The following is a 22,056-nucleotide window of genomic DNA, read 5'->3' as shown; positions in this document are numbered from 1 at the left end:
GGCTTTGACGGCGATCATGTCAGGCGGCGGCCTCGCGCTGCGCCCCTTCCCCTCTTTGCCGGCAACACGACACTTCCAGAGCCTCCAGCGGGCCGGAGACATGCATGGCAAACGGCAAGACAGTTTCAGACTCCAACCTGTTACAGACCCTCCTCAATCTCTGGCCGTACATGTGGCCGACGGGCCGCGCCGATCTGAAGATGCGGGTCGTCTGGGCATCGGTCTATCTGCTCGTGTCGAAGTTCGTGCTGCTGCTTGTGCCCTATTTCTTCAAGTGGTCGACGGATGCGCTGAACGGCAAGTCTGATCTCGCGGGCAAGGTGCCGGATCTGCTCGTCGGGGCGATCGCGCTCGTCATCACCTACAACCTCACCCGACTGATCCAGCTCGGCCTGAACCAGCTGCGCGACGCACTGTTTGCCAGCGTCGGCCAGTACGCGGTGCGCCAACTCGCCTACAAGACCTTCGTGCACATGCATGAGCTGTCGCTGCGCTTTCATCTGGAGCGCAAGACGGGCGGCCTGTCGCGGATCATCGAGCGCGGCACCAAGGGCATCGAGACGATCGTGCGCTTCACGATCCTGAACTCGGTACCGACTCTGATCGAGTTCGTGCTCACCGCCATCATCTTCTGGTGGGGCTACGGCTTCTCCTATCTCGCCGTCACCGCCTTCACCGTGTGGGCCTATATCTGGTTCACCATCCGCGCCAGCGACTGGCGCATCTCCATCCGCAAGACGATGAACGACAGCGATACCGACGCTAACACCAAGGCGATCGATTCGCTTCTGAACTTCGAGACCGTCAAATATTTCGGCAACGAGGACATGGAAGCCAAGCGCTTCGATACCTCGATGGAGCGTTACGAGAAGGCGGCGACCAGCGTCTGGACGTCGCTCGGCTGGCTGAACTTCGGCCAGGGCGTGATCTTCGGCCTCGGCACGACCGTGATGCTCATCCTCTCGGCGCTGGCCGTGCAGCGCGGCGAGCAGACCGTCGGCGACTTCGTCTTCGTCAACGCCATGCTGCTGCAGCTCTCGGTGCCGCTCAACTTCATCGGCTTCGTCTACCGCGAAATCCGCCAGGGCCTGACCGATATCGAGCAGATGTTCGACCTGCTCGAAGTCCAGGCCGAGGTGAAGGATGCACCCGATGCCAAGCCGCTGAACATCGAGCAGGGCGCCATCTCCTTCAAGGACGTGCACTTCGCATACGACCCGGCCCGTCCGATCCTGAAGGGGATTTCGTTCGACGTGCCGGCCGGGAAGACGGTGGCGATCGTCGGGCCGTCAGGGGCGGGCAAGTCGACCATGTCGCGGCTGCTCTATCGCTTCTACGATATCCAGAGCGGGTCCATCACCGTCGACGGCCAGGACGTGCGCGGGGTCACGCAGAAGAGCCTGCGCACCGCGATCGGCATGGTGCCGCAGGACACCGTGCTGTTCAACGACACGGTTGCCTACAACATCCGCTACGGCCGGCCGTCGGCCACCGAGGCTGAAGTGAAGACGGCCGCCGAAGTCGCGCAGATCGCCCACTTCATCGACCTTCTGCCGGAAGGGTTCGACACCATGGTCGGCGAGCGCGGATTGAAGCTTTCGGGCGGCGAGAAGCAGCGCGTTGCGATTGCCCGCACGATCCTCAAGGCGCCGCCGATCCTCATTCTCGACGAGGCGACATCAGCGCTCGACACCACGACGGAACGCGAAATCCAGACCGCGCTCGACGTCGTCTCCAAGAACCGCACGACGCTTGTCATCGCCCACCGTCTTTCGACGGTGATCAGCGCCGACGAGATCATCGTGCTCAAGAGCGGAGAGATCGCCGAGCGCGGCACGCATGCCGAACTCCTGCTGAAGAACGGGCTCTACGCGTCTATGTGGAGCCGCCAGCGCGAAGCGACGCAGGCCGAGGAACATCTGAAGCAGGTGCGCGAGAACGACGATCTCGGCGTGGTCAACCGGCTGGCGCCGGCCAATTGAGACTTTCGGTCGTTCGGGCCATTGCGGCCCGCGCACCGCATAGATGTGCATGAGAGGGCATCGGCATTGCCCCCACGAGTGTTTCCCTGTAACCAGCGGAGACGAAAACGCTAGGAGAGCGGCATACATGAGCTTGTTCAATACGGTACGCAACACGATCGTTCCGGTGCACAAGGAAGGTTATCCCTTCATCGCGGCCTTCTTCGTGGCCTCACTCGTTCTCGGCTGGATCTTCAAGCCGCTGTTCTGGATCGGCCTGATCCTGACGGTGTGGTGCGCCTATTTCTTCCGTGATCCGGAGCGCATGACGCCGCAGGATGACGATCTGGTGATCTCGCCCGCCGACGGCAAGGTGTCATCCGTACAGATGGTCGTGCCGCCGGCCGAGCTGAACCTCGGTTCCGCGCCGATGCTGCGCATCTCCGTCTTCATGAACGTCTTCAACTGCCATGTGAACCGCGCGCCCATGCGCGGCCGCATCGTCAGCATCAACTACCGCTCCGGCAGCTTCGTCAACGCCGAGCTCGACAAGGCCAGCGAAGACAACGAGCGCAACGGCCTCGTCATCGAGACCGCGCATGGCCAGATCGGCGTCGTGCAGATCGCCGGCCTCGTGGCGCGCCGCATTCTCTGCTGGGCCAATGCCAACGAGCCGCTGGATGCCGGCGAACGCTTCGGCCTGATCCGCTTCGGCTCGCGCCTCGACGTGTTCCTGCCCGAGGGCGCGCAGCCGCGCGTGACGCTCGGCCAGACGGCCGTCGCGGGTGAGACGGTGCTCGCAGAATTCGGCTCCGCCAAGGGCCCTGTCATCAGCCGCCGCGCCTGAAACCATTAGGATCGCGATCATGGAAACGCCCTTCCCGCCTTTCGAACCCAACGGTCCGCCCGATAATTCGGGGCGCGGGCCACGGCTTCGCGAGATTCCATTGCGGCTGGTCGTTCCCAACCTGATCACGATCCTTGCCATCTGCGCCGGCCTGACGGGCATTCGTCTCGCCTTCGAGAACCGCTACGAGCTCGCCGTCGGCATGGTCCTGGTCGCCGCCTTCCTCGACGGCATCGACGGACGCGTCGCGCGGCTGATGAAGGCGACGTCGAAGTTCGGCGCGCAGATGGATTCGCTTGCCGACATCGTGAATTTCGGTGTCGCGCCGGCGCTGGTCGTCTATGTCTTCGCGCTGGATGAGGCGCGTTCGCTCGGCTGGATCGCGGCCCTCATCTACGCAATCGCGGCCGGACTGCGGCTGGCTCGCTTCAACGTCATGTCGGAGCGCGAGAACAAGGCGACCTGGCAGTCGGAATATTTCGTCGGCGTGCCGGCGCCGGCCGGCGCCATGCTGGTGCTCCTGCCCGTCTATCTCGGCTTCCTTGGAATCAGCACCGACAAGACTTTCGGATATGTTTCCGCCGGCTACACGGTGCTTATCGCCTTCCTGCTCATCAGCCGCCTGCCGGTCTGGTCCGGCAAATCGGAGGGCACCAAGCTCAGACGCGATCTTGTGCTGCCGCTGATGCTCGGCGTGGTGCTTTACGTCGCCATGCTCTCGAGCTTCACCTGGGAAGTCATGTCGCTGACCGCCGTGATCTACCTATTGACGCTGCCGTTCGGCGCCCGCAAATGGAAGCGCAAATACGGTACGCTGACGATCGAAGAGCCAGGTGTCGGCGAAGACGATATCGGCCGTCACATCTGAGCATTTCCAGACCATCCTGACCTGTCCTGCTTGACTTAGAGTGCTTGTTTTATCGCATGTCGGCAGCGCCAAACCGCTGCACACTTTTGCGTGACATGCCTGAAGCCTCGCGAATTATGGTTTGTCGATACAAATCATGATGTGCCTTGCCTCCATTTTGTCGTTATTTTAGGCAAAAAAGCAATAATTATAAGAGTCTAGGGACAACAGTTAAGGAGAGTAACGTGACCCCGAAGAAGACAAGCGTGGAACAGCCGGCAAAGACAGACCTCAGCGCGCACTACCGTCCGCTCGGCCTGAAGGCCGTTCTCGCGGCCGCCCTGATGCTGAAGAAGCCAGCGCTCACCAAGAAGCTCGCCTGATCAGGACGTCAGGAAACGGGCGCCGAGGCTGATTGCCAGAAGCGCCATGACGATACCGATGAGCACGTCGAGAACCCGCCATGCGGCGGGTTTGGCAAAGACCGGTTGCAGCAAGCGCGCACCGTAGCCCAGACCAAAAAACCAGACAAACGATGCCGTGACGGCGCCCAGGCCGTAGGCCAGCCTGTCCGCGCCCTGATAAGCGGCCGACAGGCTGCCGAGCAGCACCACCGTATCGAGATAGACATGCGGATTGAGGAAGGTGAAGGCCAGGCACGTGGCTACCGCCGCCTTGAGACCCAGCGGCTCGGGCGTTCCCGTGCGCATCGCACCGGGATGAAGGGCGCGCCGGAAAGCCATGAACGAATAAGCTCCGAGAAACAGCATGCCGCCGAGACTGACGGCCGCGATCAGGGCGGGCGAGCGTGAAACGAGCGTGCCGAGGCCGGCGACGCCGGCTGCAATCAACACGGCGTCCGACAGGGCGCAGATCAGACACAGAATGAAGACATGCGAGCGCATCAGTCCCTGCCGCAGAATGAAGGCATTCTGGGCGCCGATGGCAATGATGAGGGAGGCGCCGAGGAAGAAGCCGGAGAGCGCGGCCGAAATGGAGAACATGTGAATTTCCGGATGTGACTACAGTGGGATTACAGGATCAGAAGAAGCTGAGCTGGCCGTTATCAGGCTTTTTCTTGTCAGCGGGCGGCATCGGCTTTTCCACCGGCACCGGGGTTTGCAGATCCGCACCCATGTTGGCGACCTTGTTGACCTTGTCGGACACCGGTATCGCCTCGAAGAAATCCTCCTCGACCGGCCGCATGAGATCGGCCACCTCGCGCGGCTCCTGCGTCTTGCAATCCAGCCAGCGGGCGAAATCCTCCGGCTTGATGACGACGGGCATACGGTCGTGGATCGGGGCGATCGCGGCATTGGCCGCGGTCGTCAGGATGGCGCCGGTATCCACTTCCGAGCCGTCGGCCGAGGACCACGTTTCCATCAGACCGGCGAAGGCGACCACGCCGCCGTGGCGTGGCTTGATCCAATAGGCCTGCGATTTCTCGCCGTTCTGTTTCGACGGACGATGCCATTCGTAGAAGCCGGAGGCTGGAACGAGCACGCGGCGATGGCGCATCGCGGCGCGGAACGACGCCTTGCCGATCGCCGTTTCCGAGCGGGCGTTGATGAGAAGCGGAAACGCCTTGGGGTCCTTCACCCAACCGGGCGTGAAGCCCCAGCGAACGAGAAGCGCGCGGCGATCCGGCAGGTTGCTTCCCCTCTCCTGTCCATCGCCGGCGACAACCACCAGGATCGGCTGGGTCGGCGCGATGTTGAAGCGCGCGGGAAAATCCTCGAGGTCGAGGACACCCATGATTTCCTTCAGCTCCTCGGGGGATATGGTCAGGGCGTAGCGTCCACACATGACAATCTATTTGCACCCCGCCCCTTCAGCGGTCAAGGGACTGGCCAAGGAGGAGCAGCGGCTGCGCCCGTCGGCTCAGCCTCTTGGGGCGAAGAGGATGATCGCGGAGCCAACGAGGCAGACAAGGGCGCCGCCGATGTCCCAGCGATCCGGCACGCGGCTTTCGACGAGCCACAGCCAGATCAGCGAAGCGACGATGTAGATGCCGCCATAGGCCGCGAAGATCCGGCCCGCCGCGTCGCTCGGAACCAGCGTCAAGAGCCAGGCGAAGAGCGCCAGCGACACCATGCCGGGGGCCAGCCACCAGATCGGCTTTGCCAGGCGCAGCCACGCCCAGAAAGCGAAGCAACCGGCAATCTCGAAGAGGGCCGCGGCGGCGTAGATGATATAAGTCACGGCAGGTGCCTTCGAATCGCTGGGATCACACTTTCTTCGCGGTTGAGATAGGCATGCGACAGCGATCACCGGCAAGCAACAAACGGCCTTTCTGATGACTTCTTCCCCGACTGCTGCATCTTCCGCGATTCTCGAGCGCGACGGACGGTTCCTGCTGGTGCTCAGGCGCAATCCGCCATCGGCGGACATGTACGCCTTTCCCGGCGGCAGGGCGGAGCCCGGGGAAACGCCCGATCAGACCGCGTTGCGCGAATTCGAGGAGGAGACGGGCATCCAAGCCCGCAATCCCGAGATCTTCGCCACCTACGACCTGAAACAGCACGGCGCCGACGGGCGCCTCACCAGCCACTTCCATCTCTCCGTTTTTCGCGTCGAGGCCGACGCCGATACCGTCGCGGTGGCGGCCGACGACGCGGTCGCGCTCGGCTGGTTCACCGTGGACGAGATTCGCCGGCTGCCGACACCGCAGAGCGTGCTCGAATGCGCCGAACGGCTGGCGGTCGCCAGGGAATAAGGAAGGGCAATAAGCAAGGGGAAAGGCGACCCCGCACCTTGTCGCCGCCACCTTCTGGGTGTCCAATACTCACATGATTCCTATTCGCCGCGTCTTGTTGTGTTTTGTTCTTGGCGTCTTGTCGGCGGCGCCGACATTCGTCTCGGCACAGGGGCCGGTGACGGCTGTACCCGACGAGCCGGTTGCGCCAAAAGACGTCACCGTTCCCTACGACGACCGGCTTGGCCGGTTGGCCGAGGTGCTGGGATCGGTGCATTATCTCAGAACGCTCTGCAAGGCGCGGAACGGCGAGGAATGGCGGGCGCGAATGCAGCAACTGCTTGATTCTGAAACGAAAGACGAGCCGGGCAGAAAAGAGAAACTGACAGCAGCGTTCAATCGCGGATACCGCGCCTTCGCCTCCGTTTATACCGATTGCACACCAGCGGCGATCGTGGCAGAAGAGCGCTACCGTAACGAAGGCGCAACACTTGCCACCGAAATTACGTCACGCTTTGGAAATTAACGATAAATTAACCTCTTTTCACTGCGGGACGTGTCGTTTTGGGAAAAGGCTGATAGTGTTGTTAACCAGACAGTAAGGCATGCAGTTCGAGGAAAAGCTAATGGAACCGAGCCTCAACGACATCGACGACATGATCGTCCACGAAAAGATGCAGGCGGCGCTGGAGTACCATAACGAAGCCTGGGCCGACGGCATGGCCGACGGTATCGAACCCGAGATCATCGCCGACACGGCGATCATTCACGCGCTTCGCGAAACCATTCGGCTGCACGGCGAAAAGAACGCGGAAGCCTTGCTGGAATCGTTGCGAGAACGCATGTTGGCCGGAGAGTTTTCTCCGACCCGCATCCTGCAATAACACAGAGAGTTTCATGCGCACCGATATGAAGAATGCTTCGCGGCCTGCCATCGCGCCGTTTTTGCTTGCAATCAGCCTCGGTGCCAGCAGCCTTATGGGCGCCCCATCCGCCTTCGCGCTTTCGGAGCTGCAGAAGACGCCGGGCGTTTCCGACGGCACCTCCACCGACAAGCCGCCAAGCGCGCCGGACGCGTCATCAGGCGTCCCCTCGCCCGGACCCGTCATCAGCAAGCCCGCGGGCCAGAGCCCCGACACCACGCCGGGCGCGCAGGACGGCTCGAAGCCGGTCGACGTTCTCTACGATATCAGCAAGGTGCCCGAGCCGGTCCGCCGTATGCGCGAGCAGATCGTCGAAGCCGCGGCATCAGGTGACCTCGAGCGGTTGCGCCCGCTGTTCGGTACCGGCGCGACACAGACACAAGTCAGCGTCGGCGAAGCGACCGACGATCCGATCCGGACACTGAAGGACATCTCCGGCGACCCTGACGGCAATGAGATCCTGGCGATCATTCTCGACATCATCTCGACGGGATTCGTGCATTCTGGCCAGGGCACGGCCGACGAGATGTATGTCTGGCCGTATTTCGCCGACAAGGACCTGAAGAAGCTGACACCACCCGAGCGGGTCGAACTGTTGCGAATCGTCACCGCGGGTGATCTCGCCGACATGCAGGAATTCGGCGGCTATAATTTCTACCGTCTCGGCATCACTCCTGACGGAAAATGGAAGTTCTTCACCGCCGGCGACTGATGCTTGCGATCCCCGCTCCGACGACATACTTCTGAGCGATAACAACGCGACAGGTGCGCCCATGCCAGCCGTATTTCTGAACGATCGCGCGCTCATCAGGGTGAGCGGCGCCGAGGCTCAGTCCTTTCTGCATAACCTGATCACCACCGATATCGTCTCGCTCGACGCGACCGAAGCGCGCCCCGGCGCATTGCTGACGCCGCAGGGCAAGATCCTGTTCGACTTCATGATCTGGCGCGATGGCGACGACTTCATCATCGAGACCGACGAAGGGCAGCGCGAGGCGCTGACGAAGCGGCTGACGATGTACAAGCTTCGCGCCGCGGTGGCGCTTACCGCCGAAGGCAGCGGCGTCACCGTTTCCTGGGACGCGGCGCCCGCCGAAGGCTTCCGGGACAGCCGCTTCGCCAAGGCAGGCATCGACGTGTTTCGTCGCCCAGGCCAGCACGGCGGCGACGACATCACCCTCTACGACGCCTTGCGCGCCGCCCATGGCATCGCCGTTTCCGGCTCCGACTACGCCTTGCAGGATGCCTTTCCACATGACGTGCTGATGGACCTGAACGGCGGACTCTCCTTCAAGAAGGGCTGCTATGTCGGCCAGGAGGTCGTTTCGCGCATGCAGCACCGCGGCACGGCACGCCGGCGCGTCGTGACCGTCAGCAGCACAGAACCGCTCCCTGCTTCGGGCACGGAGATCACCGCCAATGGCAAGCCGATCGGCACGCTCGGCTCCGTTACGGGGCATAGCGGGCTCGCCATCGTCAGGATCGATCGCGCCGGTGACGCCATGTCATCGGACACGCCGCTCCTCGCCGGCGACGTCACCGTCACCGTGGCGCTGCCGGTGTGGTCGGCGCTCGTCTTTCCGGCCGGCTCCGACGAGGCCAGCGCTTGACGACGAAGGCTCCCCGCGCCTGGCAACGCATGCTTTCCGGACGAAGGCTCGATCTGCTCGACCCCTCGCCTCTCGATGTCGAGGTGAGCGATATCGCCCACGGCCTGGCGCGCGTCGCGCGCTGGAATGGGCAGACCTCGGGCGATCACGCCTTTTCGGTCGCGCAACACAGCCTGGTGGTCGAGGACATCTTTCGGCGGCTGAACGAGGCCACGCCGGAGCAATGCCTGATGGCGCTTTTGCACGATGCGCCCGAATATGTGATCGGCGACATGATCTCGCCGTTCAAGTCCGTGGTCGGCGGCGGCTACAAGACGGTGGAGAAGCGGCTGGAGGCGGCGATCAACCTGCGGTTCGGACTGCCGCCCCACCCGTCGCGCGAACTCAAGGACAACATCAAGAAGGCCGATACGATCGCGGCTTATTTCGAGGCCTCGCAGCTCGCGGGCTTCAGCGCCAGCGAGGCGCAGAAGCTCTTCGGCCAGCCGCGCGGCATCACCAGGGAGATGCTTCTCCTGACGCCCCTGCCGGCTACGGAAGCGCAGCGGCTGTTCTGCGAGCGCTTCGCCGCTATCGACGGCATGCGGGGGAAGCCATGACATCGATCGTCGTCGCCCCGCTCACCCGCATCGCCGAAATGGCCGTGCGGCACCGCGCTCGCGAAATGATCAGCCTGATGGCGAAGGAGCAAAGCTTCCATCGCCCGGCGGTCATCCAGGCGCACCGGCATCTGCTGCTCCACATGAACGACATCGCCTTCAAGGGTACGGGCGATCTCGTGGCCCCGGATGAAACGCATGTCCGGGATATCATCGACTTCGCGGCGCATTGGGATCAGAGGGCGCCGCTCATCGTTCATTGCTGGATGGGGGTATCGCGTTCGCCCGCCGCCGCCGTGGTCGTGGCCTTGTCACTGAAGCCGGATCAGAGCGAAGAGGCGCTGGCGCGGCGTCTGCGCGCGGCCTCGCCATACGCCACGCCGAACATGCGAATCATCGAGATCGGCGACGCGATGCTTGGCCGCGATGGGCGGCTGGTAAAGGCGATCAAGGGGATCGGCCGTGGTGCCGACGCGGATGGAAACGCACCCTTCGTGCTTGCGCTGGAAGAAGCTTGACGGTTTTAAACGGTTGACGCGCCTGCCTTCTGTCCCATCTACGCAGGTCAACCGATAATCATTTCAAATATTTGGCGAGATCATGGAACAACAAGCAACAGACGCAATCCTGGCAACCCGGACGGCCTTGAGCCAGGCAAGCGCTCTTGCGGTGCAATATTCTTTCTCCATACTTGGCGCGCTCATCCTGTTGATATTGGGTTGGGTGATGGCGAGCTTCGTCAGCCGCTGGGCATTCGAAGGCATTTCGCGGGTACGCGGCATCGACGAGACGCTGGCGCGGTTTTTCACCAATGTCCTGCACTATGCGTTGCTGATCCTTGTCTTCATCACCGTGCTCGGCCAGTTCGGCGTACAGACGGCCTCGATCATCGCAGCGCTCGGCGCGGCGGGTCTCGCCATCGGTCTTGCGTTGCAGGGCACGCTGCAGAATATCGCGGCGGGCATCATGCTTCTGGTGCTGCGGCCGTTCCGCGTCGGCGAGTATATCGCGACAGCCACTGTCGCCGGCACGGTGCGTGAAATCGGCCTCTTCGCCACTGAGCTTCGCACCGCCGACGGGCTCTATCTGCTGGCGCCGAATTCGACCCTCTGGAACACGCCGATCACCAATTACAGCCGCGAGAAGACGCGCAAGAACGACCTGATGATCAATGTTCGTGCCGGCGACGATGTGGATCTGGCGATCAAGATGCTGACGGATATCGCCCAGGCCGATTCGCGGGTGGAGAAGTCGCCGCAGCCGAAAACCTATATCGACGCCGTGACGTCGGACAAGATCACGCTGATGCTGCGCTATTGGGTAAAGACCGGCGAATGGGAAGACGTGCGCCGCGACATCATCAGCCGGATGAAGGCCAGCTTCGACGAGAAGGGGCTTCCCATTCTGTAAAGGCGGCCGCCAGACCGGCGACCGCCAGATATCAAAGCGACAGGGTAAAAGCTATTTGATGACGGCGCAGGCTAGCCGCGCGCCGGCATCGCCGGCCGGCTGACTGCGATAGTCGTCCGAGTTTTCGTGGATCATCAGGGCGCGGCCGCGGATGCCGTTGTCCTTGCCATCGAGCGTCACCATCCCGTCGAAGACCTGCGCCCTCAGCACTCCGTCCTGCCCGACATATTGGTTGGGCATATCGCCCGCATGCGGACCCTTGGCGGCGAGCAGACCATGCTCCGCCTTGGTGGGATTGAAGTGCTTGCCCGCGGATTCGTGATGGGTCGCGGCATCGCACTTGCCGGTTTCATGGACGTGGAAGCCCACCCACTTGTTTGCCGGCAGGCCAGACACTTCCAACTCTATCAGAACGCCGCCCGTGGCCGAGGCCGTCAGTGCGGCGCGACCATTGTCCTTGCCATCGGCGCCGGCGAAATTGGCCGAGGCCGTCTGCTTGTCTTGCGCGACGGCTGATGTCGTCAGCGCCGCGACGGTCGTCAGTGTTAAGAATAGAAGCCGTTTCATCCCGCTGCCCTCCTTTTAGCACTCTCTCACAAACGCATGCGCCGTGTCGGTGTTCCCGGCAGACCGTGTTTTGCGGGAAGGAGGACAAAGAAAAAGCCGACCAAACGGCCGGCTTCCTGTTTGATCGATCCAAGAGCAAGCGATCAGGACGCGATGTCGAGATCGTACTGGCCATAGGTGTTCTTGTAGAGAACATTGGCCATGTTGGCCTGGCCTTCATTGCCGGAATTGAGAGTGCCGGACTGGCGTGCTCCCATCATGAATGCAAGGACGCCATTCGACAGCTTTGGTGCTTCCTGGGTGCCCTGAGACTGGCTTACAACGGACAGGATCCCCGGCTTCTCATCAGCCGCACGCTCACTCCGGCTCAACACGCCGTCACTGTTGGAATCCAATCTCGAAAGAGTACCGAGATACGCGTAGGACGTATCAAGTGCAGACGAAATACGGCTCATACAAACCTCCGTTCACCGCATTACCGATGATGTTTGTACGCAATACGAATAGGGAAAAATCAGAACTAAGGCGGTGGATAAACTGATTTGGCGGGTCGGTCAATAACTTGTTAATGCCCCATTAACCATGATTGACAAAGTCTGACTTTTTTCGGCACTCGCGATTTTTGTGCGAAGCGGCACCGGCGCGCTTGTCGTTTAAAGCGCGAAAGGCATTGATTAATATAGCGCTATTTCTATATTTGTTTCGACGAGAACCAAATATTAATGCGACCAAAGGATTATGTTCGTTAGGTTTACGATACGATATCAACCTTAGATTGCATATTTTTCTTGTTTTAAAACGCTTCAGGAATGTCTTTGTATGTCGCGTGTATCGCACGGGATCCCAGCATCCAGAAAGTCAGTTTGTCCGGCATGCTCGTGCCCTCATCGGCGGCGGAGATGATTGGCCATGGAAGCTGAAGCGCTCTTCAGGCGCCAATGCGCGGCATCGCTCAACGACGACGGCACCGCCGACGGGCAGCGGCTGATCAAGCTTGTCCTCGACACGTACCGCGAGCAGGCTCGCAGTATCGGCGGCCTGGAACGCCACGCCAACCGGGCTATCGAGGAGAACGAAGCGCTTCAAGTCGTCCTCAGTCAGGCGAATCGAAACCTTGCCGAGCAGAGCCGCCTGCTCGAAATCGTCCTCAATCACCTGCCGCTCGGCCTGTGCATCTTCGATTCGGATCAGACGCTCGTCGTCTCCAATATTCGCTTTCAGGAGTTGTTTGGGCTGGACGCCGACGATACGCGGGCGGGGACGTCGATCGGCTCGCTGATCGCGAAGATCGACGGCCTGGAGACGCCGGGGTCGAGAGCAGCCACGCGCGAAAGCCGCTCCGATGGCGGACATATCCGTCGCCGTGAGTGGGTGATGAATGACGGACGCATCGTTCAGAGCGTCGTCACGGTCCTTCCTGACGGTAGCAACATCTCCATTCATGCCGACATCACCGACGACCGGAAGGCTGCCGAACGCATCGCGTTTCTGGCGCATCACGACCCCCTCACCGGCCTTCCCAATCGCCTCCGGTTCCGGGATCAGCTGGACGCCGCGCTTGCCGCGCGCAAGCCCACCGATCACATCGCGCTCGTTCACCTCAATCTCGATCGCTTCAAGTCGGTCAACAACACGCTCGGCGTTTCGGCCGGCGACGAGATCTTGCGGCAGGTGGCCGATCGGCTGCGGGCGCTTGCGGGCAAGAGCAATATTCTGGCACGCCTTGGCTCCGATGAATTCGCCATTCTCCAAAACGGACGCGAGCAGCCGTGGAACGTGATGGCACTCGCCGAACAAATCCGGCGGGAGCTCTCGGCACCCTTCTTTCGTGGCGAAAAGGCCGTCGAACTCAGCGTCTCCATGGGGATCGCCATCTGTCCCAAGGATGGCATCGAGACGGAGCTGCTTCTGAAACACGCCGGCGTGGCGCTGTCTCACGCCAAGAGCGGCGGCAGACGCGGCGAGCGCTTCTTCACCTCGGAGATGGAAGCACAGCTCGAATCGCGACGGGCGCTTGAGGCGGACCTGCGCAAGGCGATCCACAGCGAGGAATTCGAGCTCCACTATCAACCACTTTACGACATGGCCGAACGGCGCATCTGCGGTTTCGAAGCCCTGCTGCGCTGGAACCACCCGACCCGCGGGCGGATCGCGCCGATGGAGTTCATTCCGCTGGCCGAGGAGGTCGGCCTTATCGTCGAGATCGGCCGGTGGGTCCTGAGGCGCGCGTGCCTGGACGCAGCGACATGGCCTGACGGCATCAAGGTCGCCGTCAATGTTTCCGCCATCCAGTTCACGTCGGGCGACCTCATGGACGACGTGTCCAAGGCCCTTGCGCTTTCGCAGCTCTCTCCCGGCCGGCTGGAGATCGAGATCACCGAGAGCGTTCTGATGGAGAACCGCGACGAGGTGTTGCCGATCCTGCATGCGCTTCGCCAGCGTGGCATCCGCATCTCCATGGACGATTTCGGCACCGGCTATTCGTCGCTCAGCTATCTCAGCAGCTTTCCGTTCGACAAGATCAAGATCGACAAATCCTTCGTCAACGACATCGTCGACAACAAGGAAGCCTTCGCGATCATGCGCGCCATCATTCTGCTCGGCGACGCGCTCGGCATGCGCGTCACCGTTGAGGGGGTGGAATCGGAGCAACAGCACGATCTGCTGGCGCAGGAGGCCTGCGACGAAATCCAGGGCTATCATATCAGCTCGCCTCGCCCGGCATTCGATGTGCCGCAGTTGCTTGCGCGGTCGCGGCCGACCGGCAAGGTGCGGGCAATGTGACATCGCATTGCGACTCGTCGCCGCTCGATCTAAGAGAGGCGGTCTCTGTCTATTCCTGGTGCGCACATGAAAGAGGCTCAGGCCTTCCGCCCCTTTGAAACGCTTGCCGAAGCGCTGATACCGCACTCGCACGAGGGCGATGACGGTTCGCATGATCTCGCGCACATCCTCAGGGTCTTCAAGAACGCGATGCGCATCCAGGCAAGCGAAGGCGGAAACGGGCGGACGCTTGCCGCCGCCGTGTTGCTGCATGATTGCGTGGCCGTCGAAAAGAGCTCACCGCTGAGAGCCCGGGCATCCGCGCTTGCCGCCGAGAAGGCTTCCGGCGTGCTTGCGGACCTTGGATGGTCGAAGGAGGATATCGCCGCCGTCGCCCACGCGATCCTCACCCACAGCTTCTCGGTGAATATCGAGCCCGAAACGCTGGAAGCGAAGATCCTGCAGGATGCCGACCGGCTGGATGCAATCGGCATGGTCGGCGCGGGCCGCTGCTTTTATATCGGCGGGCGCATGGCGTCCTCGCTCTACGACCCGCTCGATCCTGCTGGAAACGACCGCCCGCTTGACGACCGGCGTTATGTGATCGACCATTTCCAGACGAAACTGTTCAAACTGGCCGACGGGTTCAAGACGGCCGCCGGGCGCGCGCTCGCGGCCGAGCGCGACAAGAGGCTGCGGGACTTTCTCGACGCCTTCATGGACGAAATCTAGGAGTATCACATATGCGCGTCCGCGATCTCTTCATCTATCCGCTCAAGAGCGCCCGTGGCATCGCGCTTCAAAGCACGGAGATCGATGCCTTCGGCCTTCCCGGCGACCGGCGCGCGATGCTGGTCAATCCGGATGGGAGCTTCATCACCCAGCGCGAACTGACGGATCTGGCGCGGCTCGACGTTCAGCGCGAGGCATCCGGCTTCCGGCTCGGCATGAGCGGGGAGAGCCTGTTCGTTCCCCTGCCCGATGGCAGCCGGCGCATCGATGTCTCGATCTGGCGGTCGATCGTCAATGCCGCGGTCGCCGACGACCAATCGAACGCGGTGTTGTCGCGCTGGCTCGGCCGGGAGCTCAAGTTCGTATTTTTCGACGAGGACGCCGACCGGACGGCGAACGCCGAATGGGCGGGCGACGGCACGCCGGTGACATTCGCGGACGGCTACCAGATCCTGGTGACCACGACCGGATCACTGAAGGCGCTCAATGCCGATATCGAGGCGCATGGCGAAGGCAGCGTCGGGATGGAGCGGTTCCGGCCGAATATCGTCATCGACACGGACGAAGCCTGGCCGGAGGACCGCTGGGCGGCAATCGAGATCGGCGGCATCCGCTTCGACCTGGTGAAGCCGTGCGCGCGTTGCATCATGACGACGCAGGACCAGCAGACAGGCTCTCGCGAGGTCGCGAACCCGATGCCGGCCATGGGTCGCATCCGCATGTCGGCCGACAGGCGCGTCCCCGGCCCCTTGTTCGGCTGGAACGTCACGCCGCGCGCGGACGGTGCTATCGCGATCGGCGATACGGTGAAGGTTCTCGACGAGCGGCCTGATGGATGGGCGTTCAAGGTGCGCAAGCGGGCGTGACGTTGGCTTATTAGAACCCTTGTCTTGCCGCATGCCGGTGCTGCAAAACCGCTGCACGATTTTGCGCGACGAGCTTTAGGCCTATACGTCACCCGATATGGCGGCGGCTGGTTTCAGCGCCTTCAACGCCGCATGCACGAAGCCTTCGCGCGCCGTCGACGGTTCCAGGCCGCGCGGCTCGTAGACATGGCGATGCAGGAAGAAGGCCGTCAGGCGAAATGCTTCGGACAGGCTGTCGAAATCGGCGGCCTGGCGCTTTTCCACGGAGAGAAACGACGGCAGGGCGAACATCCTGTCGGCCCAGGGCGCCCCTGCAGCGCGGCTCACCGCGCGACCCGACTTCGGCGAGACGTAGGCAAGATCGGCGCGGCTGCCCGTTGCGGCACATTCACCGAGATCGAGCCCGAAGCCTAGATCGTTGAGCACGGCGAGCTCGAAGCGAACGAACAATTCGCCTGCATCGGCCGGGTTGTCGAGATTGTCGAGAATGACTTCCAGCGCCTCGAAGAGATGCGGATGCGGATCGCGCTCCGGCAGAAGCCTGAGCAAGGCGCCCATCGCCTGAACGCCGTAGACCGCGGTCGCCGTTTCCATCAGGCGGGCGGCGCGCAAGGTGACGGGTTCGACCCGGAACTCGCCCATATGCTCGTCCAGACGGGCGCGCCAGGTGACCTCGACCTCATTGCCGGGCTGCAGCACTGGCTGCATGGCGCGCGAACGTCCGGATCGCACCATGCCCAGGTGTCGGCCACGATCCGGCGTCATCACCTCGGTGATGACGCTTGTCTCGCCATGGCGCCGAACGCCAAGAATGATTGCACGACCTTGCCACTGCATTACAAATCGACCTTCCGACCACGCGTTATCCTAGCGCATGGTGGGAGCCCTGTCATGAAAGCCTATCAGGTCTCGGAGGGGAAAAGCCGGCGCAGGAAGTCGCGCATCGCGTCCTCGTCGAACGGCTTGACGAGAAGCGGCCTGTCTTGAAGGTCTTCGGGAAAATCCAGCGTATCCGAGTAGCCACTGACGAAGCCGAAAGGAATTCCGGCGACGGCGACACGACGGGCGAAATCGAAGCTCATGACCTCGCCGAGATTGACGTCAAGCAAAGCGAAATCATAGCTGTCGACCAGGATCGCCTCATTTGCCTGCTCGACGCTGTTGCAAATGTCGATGGTCTCGACACCGACGGCGCGCAGAATGTCTTCCGCCTCCATCGCGATGATCAAGCTATCCTCGAGAACCAGAACACGTCTCGCGACCATGATCACAAAGCCCTTTTCCGTGCGCCGCCATAGACGCACCCTGTATCCCAAAACCGCATTTCCACCCCTGACAACCCACGGCCTTCAGCCGAAAAGTTCACGCCGCCTATGCTTGCATAGCCGCTTTTTCAGTCCCGGTCGATATTTGAGAATCTCGACACAAGAATGACTCGTGCTGGACATTATGAGCCGACCTGAAAATTTGCATTTAAAAAAGACATAGATAGAACCGCTAAAGAAATGGGCGAACCTTGTCGTCCAGTCCGTCCCAGCCGGCGATCTTCGCGAGCGTCTCGCCGTCCAGCACCTCGCAGGCGCGCTCCTGCCAGCGGATGAGTTTGCGTGCGGCGAGCTTTTTCAAGGTCTTGTTCGTGTGCACGATCGAAAGGCCGAGCGTATCGGCGATATGCTGCTGGGTGATCGGGATGGCGCTATGGCCATTGAAGAGATTGAGCTGCTTGCCGCGCTGATACAGGAAGGCGATCAGATAGGCGGCGCGCTCGAGCGCCGTCCGGCGGCCAATGCTCAAGAGGTGCTCATCGAGCATCCGCTCCTCCTGCGCCGCCATCCAGGTAATGTCGAAGGCGAGCGACGGGTGCTTGTTGTAGAGCGTCATCAGCTTGTCGCGCTCGAAGACGCAGAGCGAAACCGGCGACAAGGCCTCGATCGAGTGCTGCATCTCGCCCATGATGGTGCCCTGCAGGCCGATCAGATCACCGGGCATGATGTAGTTCAGGATCTGGCGCCGACCGTCCTCAAGCGCCTTGTAGCGGAACCCCCAGCCGGTCAGAACCGTGAACAGGTGGGCGCTGTGCGCCCCTTCCACAAGGATCGTCGCGCCGGCATCAGCCGCCAGTTCGCCCTTCTTGAACTTTGAAATGAAGCCCAGTTCGTCGCCGGTGAACTCACGAAAATGCGGCAGCGGCCGCAAGGGACACTGTTCGCAGGGTGTCTTGAACGAATGCGTCGGCCGTGATGTCGCCATGCGTGTCCCATAATCCAGAAAAAGCGGCGCCCCGAAATCGGGACGCCGCTTTTAAAGAACTCGTCACTTCGTATTTTGTTCCCTCGATCTCCAGATTTTTGCAAGGAAACGAGTAACTTGCGCGGTGGCTGGCCCACTTACTGGCGCGGGAATTCCAGGCCCATTTCGCGGAAGCGCTCGGGATCGTCGCCCCAGTTCTCGCGCACCTTCACGAAGAGGAAGAGATGCACGGTCTGCTCGAGGATTTCGGACAATTCCTTGCGCGATGCGGTGGAGATCGCCTTGATCGCCTCGCCGTTCTTGCCGAGCGCTATCTTCTTCTGGCTATCGCGCTCGACGTAGATCACCTGTTCGATGCGAACCGATCCATCCTTGCGCTCTTCCCATTTCTCCGTCTCGACATGCGAGGCATAGGGAAGCTCCTGATGCAGGCGCAGAAAAAGCTTCTCGCGGGTGATTTCCGCAGCCAGCTGGCGCATCGGCAGATCGGAAATCTGGTCTTCCGGATAATACCACGGCCCCTCGGGAAGCGTCTTGGCGAGATAGTCCATGACGTCGTCACAGCCCGAACCGTTTTCGGCCGAGATCATGAAGGTCTGGTCGAAAGCGACGTATTCGTTGGCGGCCGAGGCCAGCGCCAGCAGATCCTCGCGCTTGACGCGGTCGATCTTGTTGAGAGCGAGGATCTTGCGCTGCGGCACGTCCTTCAGGCTCTCGAGGATCTTCTCGGCATCGCCGCGCAACCCACGCTCGCTGTCGATCAGGAGCATGATGATATCCGCGTCCTTGGCGCCACCCCAGGCGGAGGTCACCATGGCGCGATCCAGCCGGCGGCGCGGCTTGAAGATACCAGGCGTGTCCATGAAGACGATCTGGGCGTTGTCATGGGTGGCGATGCCGCGGATGACGGCGCGGGTCGTCTGCACCTTGTGGCTGACGATCGATACCTTGGCGCCGACCAGGCGGTTCAGCAAGGTCGACTTGCCGGCATTGGTCGGCCCGATCAGGGCGACGAAGCCGGAATGCGTCGGGCCAGCGGGTTCGGCGGCGCTACCCGCGATGTCGTGTTCTTCGGTCATTGTTCCCGTCAATTTCCGGCAGACGATTTCTGCCAAATGCCTTCGCGTTCGAGCATCTTCGTCGCGGCCACCTGCTCGGCGGCACGCTTGGAGCGCTCGACGCCCGTTTCCGGCTTCACACCGGCGACTTCGACCGTCACCGTGAAGCGCGGATCATGATCCGGTCCGGTGCGTTCTTCAACCCGGTAGTTTGGCGTCACGCCGAATTTGGCATGCGACCATTCCTGCAATTCCGTCTTGGCGTCGCGTCGGGCGCCATCGGCGCGCACCGCGCGCTTTTCCCAATACTTCACGATGAAGCGGCGCGCGACCTCGAGGCCGGCGTCGAGATAGATCGCGGCGATCAGGCTTTCGACGACGTCGGCGCGGACGTTCATCATGCGCTTGCCGGTGAGCTTCTTCACGTCGGCGCCGGTGCGGATATAAAGATGCAGGCCGAGTTCGTCGGCCACTTCGGCGCAGGTGTCGGCGCTAACCAGCTGGTTCAGGCGTACGGAGAGTTCGCCTTCCGATGCCGCGCCGAAGGTCCTGAAAAGCATCTCGGCGACACACAGGCCGAGCACCCGGTCGCCAAGAAACTCAAGCCGCTCGTAGTTGCCGCCCTTCTGGGTACGGGCGCTGGCGTGGGTCAGCGCGCGATCCAGGCGCTCCTTCTCGGCGAAAACGTGACCGATCAGCGCCTCGAGCTTTGTTCGGTCGGCCGCCGAAAGCGTCGGCGACTTGCTCATTCAACGCCCTTGAACAACCGATCCCAACGCATGTTGGAAGGCCACTTCCAGATTTCGCGGAAAGAGGTGTCGTTACCGAGCGAGAAGAAGATGACGCTGGCGCGACCGACGAGATTCTCGGCCGGCACGAAGCCGACATCGAAGCGGCTGTCGAGCGAGTTGTCGCGATTGTCGCCCATCATGAAGTAGCTGCCTTCGGGGACGATGAACTCGCGCGTGTTGTCGCCGCGCGAAACCGGCGACTGGTCGAGCGTGTCGTAGGTCACGCCATTATCCAGGGTTTCGCGGAACACCGGAACGTCCTGGCCCGGATCCTGTGCGTAGTCTGAGTTGAACGTGCCGTCCTGCACCTTCGGAACAGCCTTGCCGTTCACGAAAAGCACGCCATCGGTCACCTGGATGCGGTCGCCGGGAAGGCCGACGAGACGCTTGATGTAATCGACTTCGGGGTTCGGCGGGAAGCGGAAGACGACGACGTCGCCGCGCTTGGGCTCGCTTGCGAAGATGCGGCCGCTGAACAGGTTCGGCGAGAACGGCAACGAGTATTTGGAATAGCCGTAAGCGAACTTGTTGACGAAGATATAGTCGCCAACCAGAAGCGTCGGCATCATCGAGCCGGAGGGAATGGTGAAGGGCTGGAACAGGACCGTGCGGATCACCATCGCCAAGACCAATGCCTGGACGATGACCTTGATGTTCTCCCAGAGGGCGTTAGGCTTGGCTTGAACTTTTTCGGACACGCAGTTCTATTCCTTCAGAGCGCCAAAACGGCGCAAGTCTTTAATCTGTTCTGTGTAGCGGCTTCGGCTGATTGCGGCAATGCCACGAACATTAAAAGCCCGAGATGTAACGATCAGTTGCTCAGCGGCAGTGCCTCGATGATCACGAAGGCCTGTGCCAAGGGATAATCATCGGTAATTGTCAAATGGATGGCGGCGCGGTGCCCCTCGGGCAACATCTTCTGCAAAATCTCGCCGGCGCCGCCGGTCAGCTTCATCGTCGGCTTGCCGCTCGGGAGATTGACGACGCCCATATCCTTCCAGAACACACCCTGGGCGATACCGGTACCCAATGCCTTCGAACAGGCTTCCTTGGCGGCGAAACGCTTGGCGTAGGAGGCGGCGCGGTTGGCGCGGCGGTCGGATTTCTGCTGTTCAATCTCGGTGAAGCAACGGTTGGTGAAGCGTTCACCGAAGCGCTCGAGGGATTTCTCGACGCGCCTGATGTCGATGAGATCGCTGCCGATGCCAATGATCATACTGTCTCCTCAAGCGAAACGGGATCGGCGACGCGCAGGCGCGCGCGCTCGATCAGGCGGGCACGGCGGCGTCCCTGGAAGCCCCGGACAGTGTAGAATGTCGCGAAATACATCGCCAAGGCGGTGACGATTGCCGGCGGCAGCGACCCGATCAGCATCGGCTCCAGCACCGGACGCCACAGCTCGCTGAAGTGGAGCTCGTGCAGGAGCGCGGGAAGATCGACCGTGTTGCCCTGCATCGTATTGTCGCCGCTCAAAAGCAGCCGCCCGATTTCCCAGGTCGTTCCCCAGATGAACGGGTAAGTCAGCGGGTTGCCAAAGGCCGCGCAGCCGAGAGCCGCGGCCACCATGTTGCCGGAGAAAAAATAGGTGAGAATGAAAGCCATGACGAAATGGACGCCGACGAACGGTGTCCAGGAGACGAATGCTCCCGCCGCAACGCCAATAGCCACCGCATATGGCGACGCCCTCAGGCGCAGCACGCGCATAACCAGATAGCGCGGCGGTCTCAGGAATCCCTTTCGTGGCCAAAGCAGCTCACGCAGCTTCTCACGAAATCCAGCGGGTTTCCGACGACGAAATAACATGGCGCGTATGTAGTGCATGCCGCACAGGCCTGACAAGAGTGCCAGACCACCTCGACCGCTATTTGATGTGCGCCGGCCGAGTATCCACCGGGGCGTAACTCAAACGCCCCTTCCCACTTGCAAATCCGATAGCCGATTAACGGGTACGGAACAGACCACGGTCAACCTGACGCTGACGGTATTCCAGATCGATGCGGTCGAACGAACCATTCAGGTACGCGGTTTCGCGTTCTTCAGCACTCGGAGCGCGCAGGGCACGAGCGAACTTCTTGATCGGTGTAAACATTTTGATGCCTCTTCTTTCAGTCACTTGTCGATGACCAGAAGATAGGCG

The 22,056-nt window shown here is 61.6% G+C and carries 29 protein-coding genes; 15 read left to right on the top strand and 14 right to left on the bottom strand.

The genetic code is table 11. The features are described from left to right. The first annotated feature begins 104 nt into the window (after window positions 1-104). From GGQ67_RS07240 to GGQ67_RS07225, 4 genes are all read left to right on the top strand, one after another. The gene (locus tag GGQ67_RS07240; RefSeq protein WP_183899520.1) at window positions 105-1,982 is read left to right on the top strand and encodes an ABCB family ABC transporter ATP-binding protein/permease; all 1,878 of its coding nucleotides are present in this window, start codon (window positions 105-107) and stop codon (window positions 1,980-1,982) included. 43 nt (window positions 1,983-2,025) lie between these two features. Beyond that, entirely contained in the window at window positions 2,026-2,808 is a 783-nt protein-coding gene (locus GGQ67_RS07235) for a phosphatidylserine decarboxylase (protein WP_343056490.1), read from the top strand. Window positions 2,809-2,827: 19 nt separating this feature from the next. After that, on the top strand, window positions 2,828-3,676 hold the full coding sequence (gene pssA, locus GGQ67_RS07230) for a CDP-diacylglycerol--serine O-phosphatidyltransferase (protein ID WP_183899518.1): 849 nt from the start codon (window positions 2,828-2,830) through the stop codon (window positions 3,674-3,676). Window positions 3,677-3,900: 224 nt separating this feature from the next. After that, window positions 3,901-4,038, top strand: coding sequence for a hypothetical protein (locus tag GGQ67_RS07225; protein ID WP_183899517.1), 138 nt, complete (start codon window positions 3,901-3,903; stop codon window positions 4,036-4,038). On the opposite strand, the gene GGQ67_RS07220 is transcribed toward GGQ67_RS07225, so the two are convergent. The 3 genes from GGQ67_RS07220 to GGQ67_RS07210 form a co-directional block, all read right to left on the bottom strand. Then, window positions 4,039-4,659 (bottom strand): LysE/ArgO family amino acid transporter, encoded by a 621-nt coding sequence (locus GGQ67_RS07220; protein WP_183899516.1) that lies wholly within the window; start codon window positions 4,657-4,659, stop codon window positions 4,039-4,041. It abuts the gene before it with no gap. Between the two features lie 37 nt (window positions 4,660-4,696). Next, a complete protein-coding gene (locus GGQ67_RS07215; RefSeq protein ID WP_183899515.1) occupies window positions 4,697-5,461 on the bottom strand; it encodes an SOS response-associated peptidase in 765 nt (254 codons plus the stop codon). Window positions 5,462-5,536: 75 nt separating this feature from the next. After that, a complete protein-coding gene (locus GGQ67_RS07210) occupies window positions 5,537-5,857 on the bottom strand; it encodes a YnfA family protein (protein WP_183899514.1) in 321 nt (106 codons plus the stop codon). 94 nt (window positions 5,858-5,951) lie between these two features. On the opposite strand from GGQ67_RS07210, the gene GGQ67_RS07205 reads away from it, so the two are divergent. The 8 genes from GGQ67_RS07205 (at window position 5,952) to GGQ67_RS07170 (ending at window position 10,892) form a co-directional block, all read left to right on the top strand. Continuing rightward, window positions 5,952-6,371, top strand: coding sequence for an NUDIX hydrolase (locus GGQ67_RS07205; RefSeq protein WP_183899513.1), 420 nt, complete (start codon window positions 5,952-5,954; stop codon window positions 6,369-6,371). 73 nt (window positions 6,372-6,444) lie between these two features. Then, window positions 6,445-6,876, top strand: coding sequence for a TIGR02301 family protein (locus GGQ67_RS07200; protein ID WP_183899512.1), 432 nt, complete (start codon window positions 6,445-6,447; stop codon window positions 6,874-6,876). A gap of 100 nt (window positions 6,877-6,976) precedes the next feature. Then, a complete protein-coding gene (locus tag GGQ67_RS07195) occupies window positions 6,977-7,234 on the top strand; it encodes a hypothetical protein (protein WP_183899511.1) in 258 nt (85 codons plus the stop codon). 13 nt (window positions 7,235-7,247) lie between these two features. After that, entirely contained in the window at window positions 7,248-7,985 is a 738-nt protein-coding gene (locus GGQ67_RS07190) for a hypothetical protein (RefSeq protein WP_183899510.1), read from the top strand. A gap of 61 nt (window positions 7,986-8,046) precedes the next feature. Beyond that, window positions 8,047-8,883, top strand: a complete 837-nt coding sequence (gene ygfZ / locus GGQ67_RS07185; RefSeq protein ID WP_183899509.1) for a CAF17-like 4Fe-4S cluster assembly/insertion protein YgfZ — start codon at window positions 8,047-8,049, stop codon at window positions 8,881-8,883. Between the two features lie 29 nt (window positions 8,884-8,912). Continuing rightward, the gene (locus tag GGQ67_RS07180) at window positions 8,913-9,482 is read left to right on the top strand and encodes a YfbR-like 5'-deoxynucleotidase (protein WP_183899883.1); all 570 of its coding nucleotides are present in this window, start codon (window positions 8,913-8,915) and stop codon (window positions 9,480-9,482) included. Next, entirely contained in the window at window positions 9,479-10,000 is a 522-nt protein-coding gene (locus tag GGQ67_RS07175) for a tyrosine phosphatase family protein (protein WP_183899508.1), read from the top strand. The genes GGQ67_RS07180 and GGQ67_RS07175 overlap by 4 nt, the downstream gene beginning before the upstream one ends. Before the next feature lie 82 nt (window positions 10,001-10,082). After that, on the top strand, window positions 10,083-10,892 hold the full coding sequence (locus GGQ67_RS07170) for a mechanosensitive ion channel family protein (RefSeq protein ID WP_183899507.1): 810 nt from the start codon (window positions 10,083-10,085) through the stop codon (window positions 10,890-10,892). 51 nt (window positions 10,893-10,943) lie between these two features. Here GGQ67_RS07170 and GGQ67_RS07165 read toward each other — a convergent pair whose 3' ends face one another. Further along, the gene (locus tag GGQ67_RS07165) at window positions 10,944-11,459 is read right to left on the bottom strand and encodes a superoxide dismutase family protein (protein ID WP_183899506.1); all 516 of its coding nucleotides are present in this window, start codon (window positions 11,457-11,459) and stop codon (window positions 10,944-10,946) included. A gap of 143 nt (window positions 11,460-11,602) precedes the next feature. Further along, entirely contained in the window at window positions 11,603-11,914 is a 312-nt protein-coding gene (locus tag GGQ67_RS07160) for a hypothetical protein (RefSeq protein ID WP_183899505.1), read from the bottom strand. Between the two features lie 454 nt (window positions 11,915-12,368). Between GGQ67_RS07160 and GGQ67_RS07155 the strand changes: the two genes are divergently transcribed. The 3 genes from GGQ67_RS07155 (at window position 12,369) to GGQ67_RS07145 (ending at window position 15,820) form a co-directional block, all read left to right on the top strand. Then, window positions 12,369-14,243 (top strand): putative bifunctional diguanylate cyclase/phosphodiesterase, encoded by a 1,875-nt coding sequence (locus tag GGQ67_RS07155; RefSeq protein ID WP_183899504.1) that lies wholly within the window; start codon window positions 12,369-12,371, stop codon window positions 14,241-14,243. Between the two features lie 66 nt (window positions 14,244-14,309). Beyond that, on the top strand, window positions 14,310-14,954 hold the full coding sequence (locus GGQ67_RS07150) for an HD domain-containing protein (RefSeq protein WP_183899503.1): 645 nt from the start codon (window positions 14,310-14,312) through the stop codon (window positions 14,952-14,954). Between the two features lie 11 nt (window positions 14,955-14,965). After that, the gene (locus tag GGQ67_RS07145; protein WP_183899502.1) at window positions 14,966-15,820 is read left to right on the top strand and encodes an MOSC domain-containing protein; all 855 of its coding nucleotides are present in this window, start codon (window positions 14,966-14,968) and stop codon (window positions 15,818-15,820) included. A gap of 81 nt (window positions 15,821-15,901) precedes the next feature. On the opposite strand, the gene recO is transcribed toward GGQ67_RS07145, so the two are convergent. From recO to GGQ67_RS07100, 9 genes are all read right to left on the bottom strand, one after another. Next, window positions 15,902-16,657 carry a DNA repair protein RecO gene (gene recO, locus GGQ67_RS07140; protein WP_183899501.1) on the bottom strand — a complete coding sequence of 252 codons (756 nt, stop codon included), beginning with the start codon at window positions 16,655-16,657 and terminating at the stop codon, window positions 15,902-15,904. Window positions 16,658-16,722: 65 nt separating this feature from the next. Next, entirely contained in the window at window positions 16,723-17,136 is a 414-nt protein-coding gene (locus GGQ67_RS07135) for a response regulator (RefSeq protein WP_425503758.1), read from the bottom strand. A 181-nt stretch (window positions 17,137-17,317) separates the two neighbouring features. Continuing rightward, on the bottom strand, window positions 17,318-18,070 hold the full coding sequence (locus GGQ67_RS07130; protein WP_183899499.1) for a Crp/Fnr family transcriptional regulator: 753 nt from the start codon (window positions 18,068-18,070) through the stop codon (window positions 17,318-17,320). Window positions 18,071-18,207: 137 nt separating this feature from the next. Then, the gene (gene era, locus GGQ67_RS07125; protein WP_183899498.1) at window positions 18,208-19,149 is read right to left on the bottom strand and encodes a GTPase Era; all 942 of its coding nucleotides are present in this window, start codon (window positions 19,147-19,149) and stop codon (window positions 18,208-18,210) included. A gap of 8 nt (window positions 19,150-19,157) precedes the next feature. Beyond that, a complete protein-coding gene (gene rnc, locus GGQ67_RS07120; protein WP_183899497.1) occupies window positions 19,158-19,877 on the bottom strand; it encodes a ribonuclease III in 720 nt (239 codons plus the stop codon). Next, on the bottom strand, window positions 19,874-20,617 hold the full coding sequence (gene lepB, locus GGQ67_RS07115; protein ID WP_183899496.1) for a signal peptidase I: 744 nt from the start codon (window positions 20,615-20,617) through the stop codon (window positions 19,874-19,876). Before lepB ends, rnc begins: the two co-directional genes overlap by 4 nt. A gap of 113 nt (window positions 20,618-20,730) precedes the next feature. Further along, window positions 20,731-21,135, bottom strand: a complete 405-nt coding sequence (acpS, locus tag GGQ67_RS07110) for a holo-ACP synthase (protein ID WP_183899495.1) — start codon at window positions 21,133-21,135, stop codon at window positions 20,731-20,733. Beyond that, window positions 21,132-21,722 carry a DUF2062 domain-containing protein gene (locus tag GGQ67_RS07105; RefSeq protein ID WP_183899882.1) on the bottom strand — a complete coding sequence of 197 codons (591 nt, stop codon included), beginning with the start codon at window positions 21,720-21,722 and terminating at the stop codon, window positions 21,132-21,134. The genes acpS and GGQ67_RS07105 overlap by 4 nt, the downstream gene beginning before the upstream one ends. Before the next feature lie 136 nt (window positions 21,723-21,858). After that, window positions 21,859-22,008: a DUF3563 family protein gene (locus tag GGQ67_RS07100; protein ID WP_112941369.1), complete on the bottom strand. Its 150-nt coding sequence runs from the start codon at window positions 22,006-22,008 to the stop codon at window positions 21,859-21,861. Window positions 22,009-22,056 lie beyond the last annotated feature (48 nt).

It is taken from the genome of Rhizobium metallidurans (assembly GCF_014196505.1).
GTDB classification, from domain to species: Bacteria; Pseudomonadota; Alphaproteobacteria; order Rhizobiales; family Rhizobiaceae; genus Rhizobium; species Rhizobium metallidurans.
Note: the sequence above shows the minus strand (reverse complement) of the source record. Positions and strands in the feature narration are given on the sequence as shown.

Excerpts from the sequence above, each read along its gene's own strand:
- GGQ67_RS07240 (WP_183899520.1), top strand. The coding sequence starts at position 105 with ATGGCAAACGGCAAGACAGTTTCAGACTCCAACCTGTTACAGACCCTC.
- GGQ67_RS07235 (WP_343056490.1), top strand. The coding sequence starts at position 2,026 with ATGTGCATGAGAGGGCATCGGCATTGCCCCCACGAGTGTTTCCCTGTA.
- pssA (WP_183899518.1), top strand. The coding sequence starts at position 2,828 with ATGGAAACGCCCTTCCCGCCTTTCGAACCCAACGGTCCGCCCGATAAT.
- GGQ67_RS07220 (WP_183899516.1), bottom strand. The coding sequence starts at position 4,659 with ATGTTCTCCATTTCGGCCGCGCTCTCCGGCTTCTTCCTCGGCGCCTCC.
- GGQ67_RS07215 (WP_183899515.1), bottom strand. The coding sequence starts at position 5,461 with ATGTGTGGACGCTACGCCCTGACCATATCCCCCGAGGAGCTGAAGGAA.
- GGQ67_RS07205 (WP_183899513.1), top strand. The coding sequence starts at position 5,952 with ATGACTTCTTCCCCGACTGCTGCATCTTCCGCGATTCTCGAGCGCGAC.
- GGQ67_RS07200 (WP_183899512.1), top strand. The coding sequence starts at position 6,445 with ATGATTCCTATTCGCCGCGTCTTGTTGTGTTTTGTTCTTGGCGTCTTG.
- GGQ67_RS07195 (WP_183899511.1), top strand. The coding sequence starts at position 6,977 with ATGGAACCGAGCCTCAACGACATCGACGACATGATCGTCCACGAAAAG.
- GGQ67_RS07190 (WP_183899510.1), top strand. The coding sequence starts at position 7,248 with ATGCGCACCGATATGAAGAATGCTTCGCGGCCTGCCATCGCGCCGTTT.
- ygfZ (WP_183899509.1), top strand. The coding sequence starts at position 8,047 with ATGCCAGCCGTATTTCTGAACGATCGCGCGCTCATCAGGGTGAGCGGC.
- GGQ67_RS07180 (WP_183899883.1), top strand. The coding sequence starts at position 8,913 with ATGCTTTCCGGACGAAGGCTCGATCTGCTCGACCCCTCGCCTCTCGAT.
- GGQ67_RS07175 (WP_183899508.1), top strand. The coding sequence starts at position 9,479 with ATGACATCGATCGTCGTCGCCCCGCTCACCCGCATCGCCGAAATGGCC.
- GGQ67_RS07170 (WP_183899507.1), top strand. The coding sequence starts at position 10,083 with ATGGAACAACAAGCAACAGACGCAATCCTGGCAACCCGGACGGCCTTG.
- GGQ67_RS07165 (WP_183899506.1), bottom strand. The coding sequence starts at position 11,459 with ATGAAACGGCTTCTATTCTTAACACTGACGACCGTCGCGGCGCTGACG.
- GGQ67_RS07160 (WP_183899505.1), bottom strand. The coding sequence starts at position 11,914 with ATGAGCCGTATTTCGTCTGCACTTGATACGTCCTACGCGTATCTCGGT.
- GGQ67_RS07155 (WP_183899504.1), top strand. The coding sequence starts at position 12,369 with ATGGAAGCTGAAGCGCTCTTCAGGCGCCAATGCGCGGCATCGCTCAAC.
- GGQ67_RS07150 (WP_183899503.1), top strand. The coding sequence starts at position 14,310 with ATGAAAGAGGCTCAGGCCTTCCGCCCCTTTGAAACGCTTGCCGAAGCG.
- GGQ67_RS07145 (WP_183899502.1), top strand. The coding sequence starts at position 14,966 with ATGCGCGTCCGCGATCTCTTCATCTATCCGCTCAAGAGCGCCCGTGGC.
- recO (WP_183899501.1), bottom strand. The coding sequence starts at position 16,657 with ATGCAGTGGCAAGGTCGTGCAATCATTCTTGGCGTTCGGCGCCATGGC.
- GGQ67_RS07130 (WP_183899499.1), bottom strand. The coding sequence starts at position 18,070 with ATGGCGACATCACGGCCGACGCATTCGTTCAAGACACCCTGCGAACAG.
- era (WP_183899498.1), bottom strand. The coding sequence starts at position 19,149 with ATGACCGAAGAACACGACATCGCGGGTAGCGCCGCCGAACCCGCTGGC.
- rnc (WP_183899497.1), bottom strand. The coding sequence starts at position 19,877 with ATGAGCAAGTCGCCGACGCTTTCGGCGGCCGACCGAACAAAGCTCGAG.
- acpS (WP_183899495.1), bottom strand. The coding sequence starts at position 21,135 with ATGATCATTGGCATCGGCAGCGATCTCATCGACATCAGGCGCGTCGAG.
- GGQ67_RS07105 (WP_183899882.1), bottom strand. The coding sequence starts at position 21,722 with ATGTTATTTCGTCGTCGGAAACCCGCTGGATTTCGTGAGAAGCTGCGT.
- GGQ67_RS07100 (WP_112941369.1), bottom strand. The coding sequence starts at position 22,008 with ATGTTTACACCGATCAAGAAGTTCGCTCGTGCCCTGCGCGCTCCGAGT.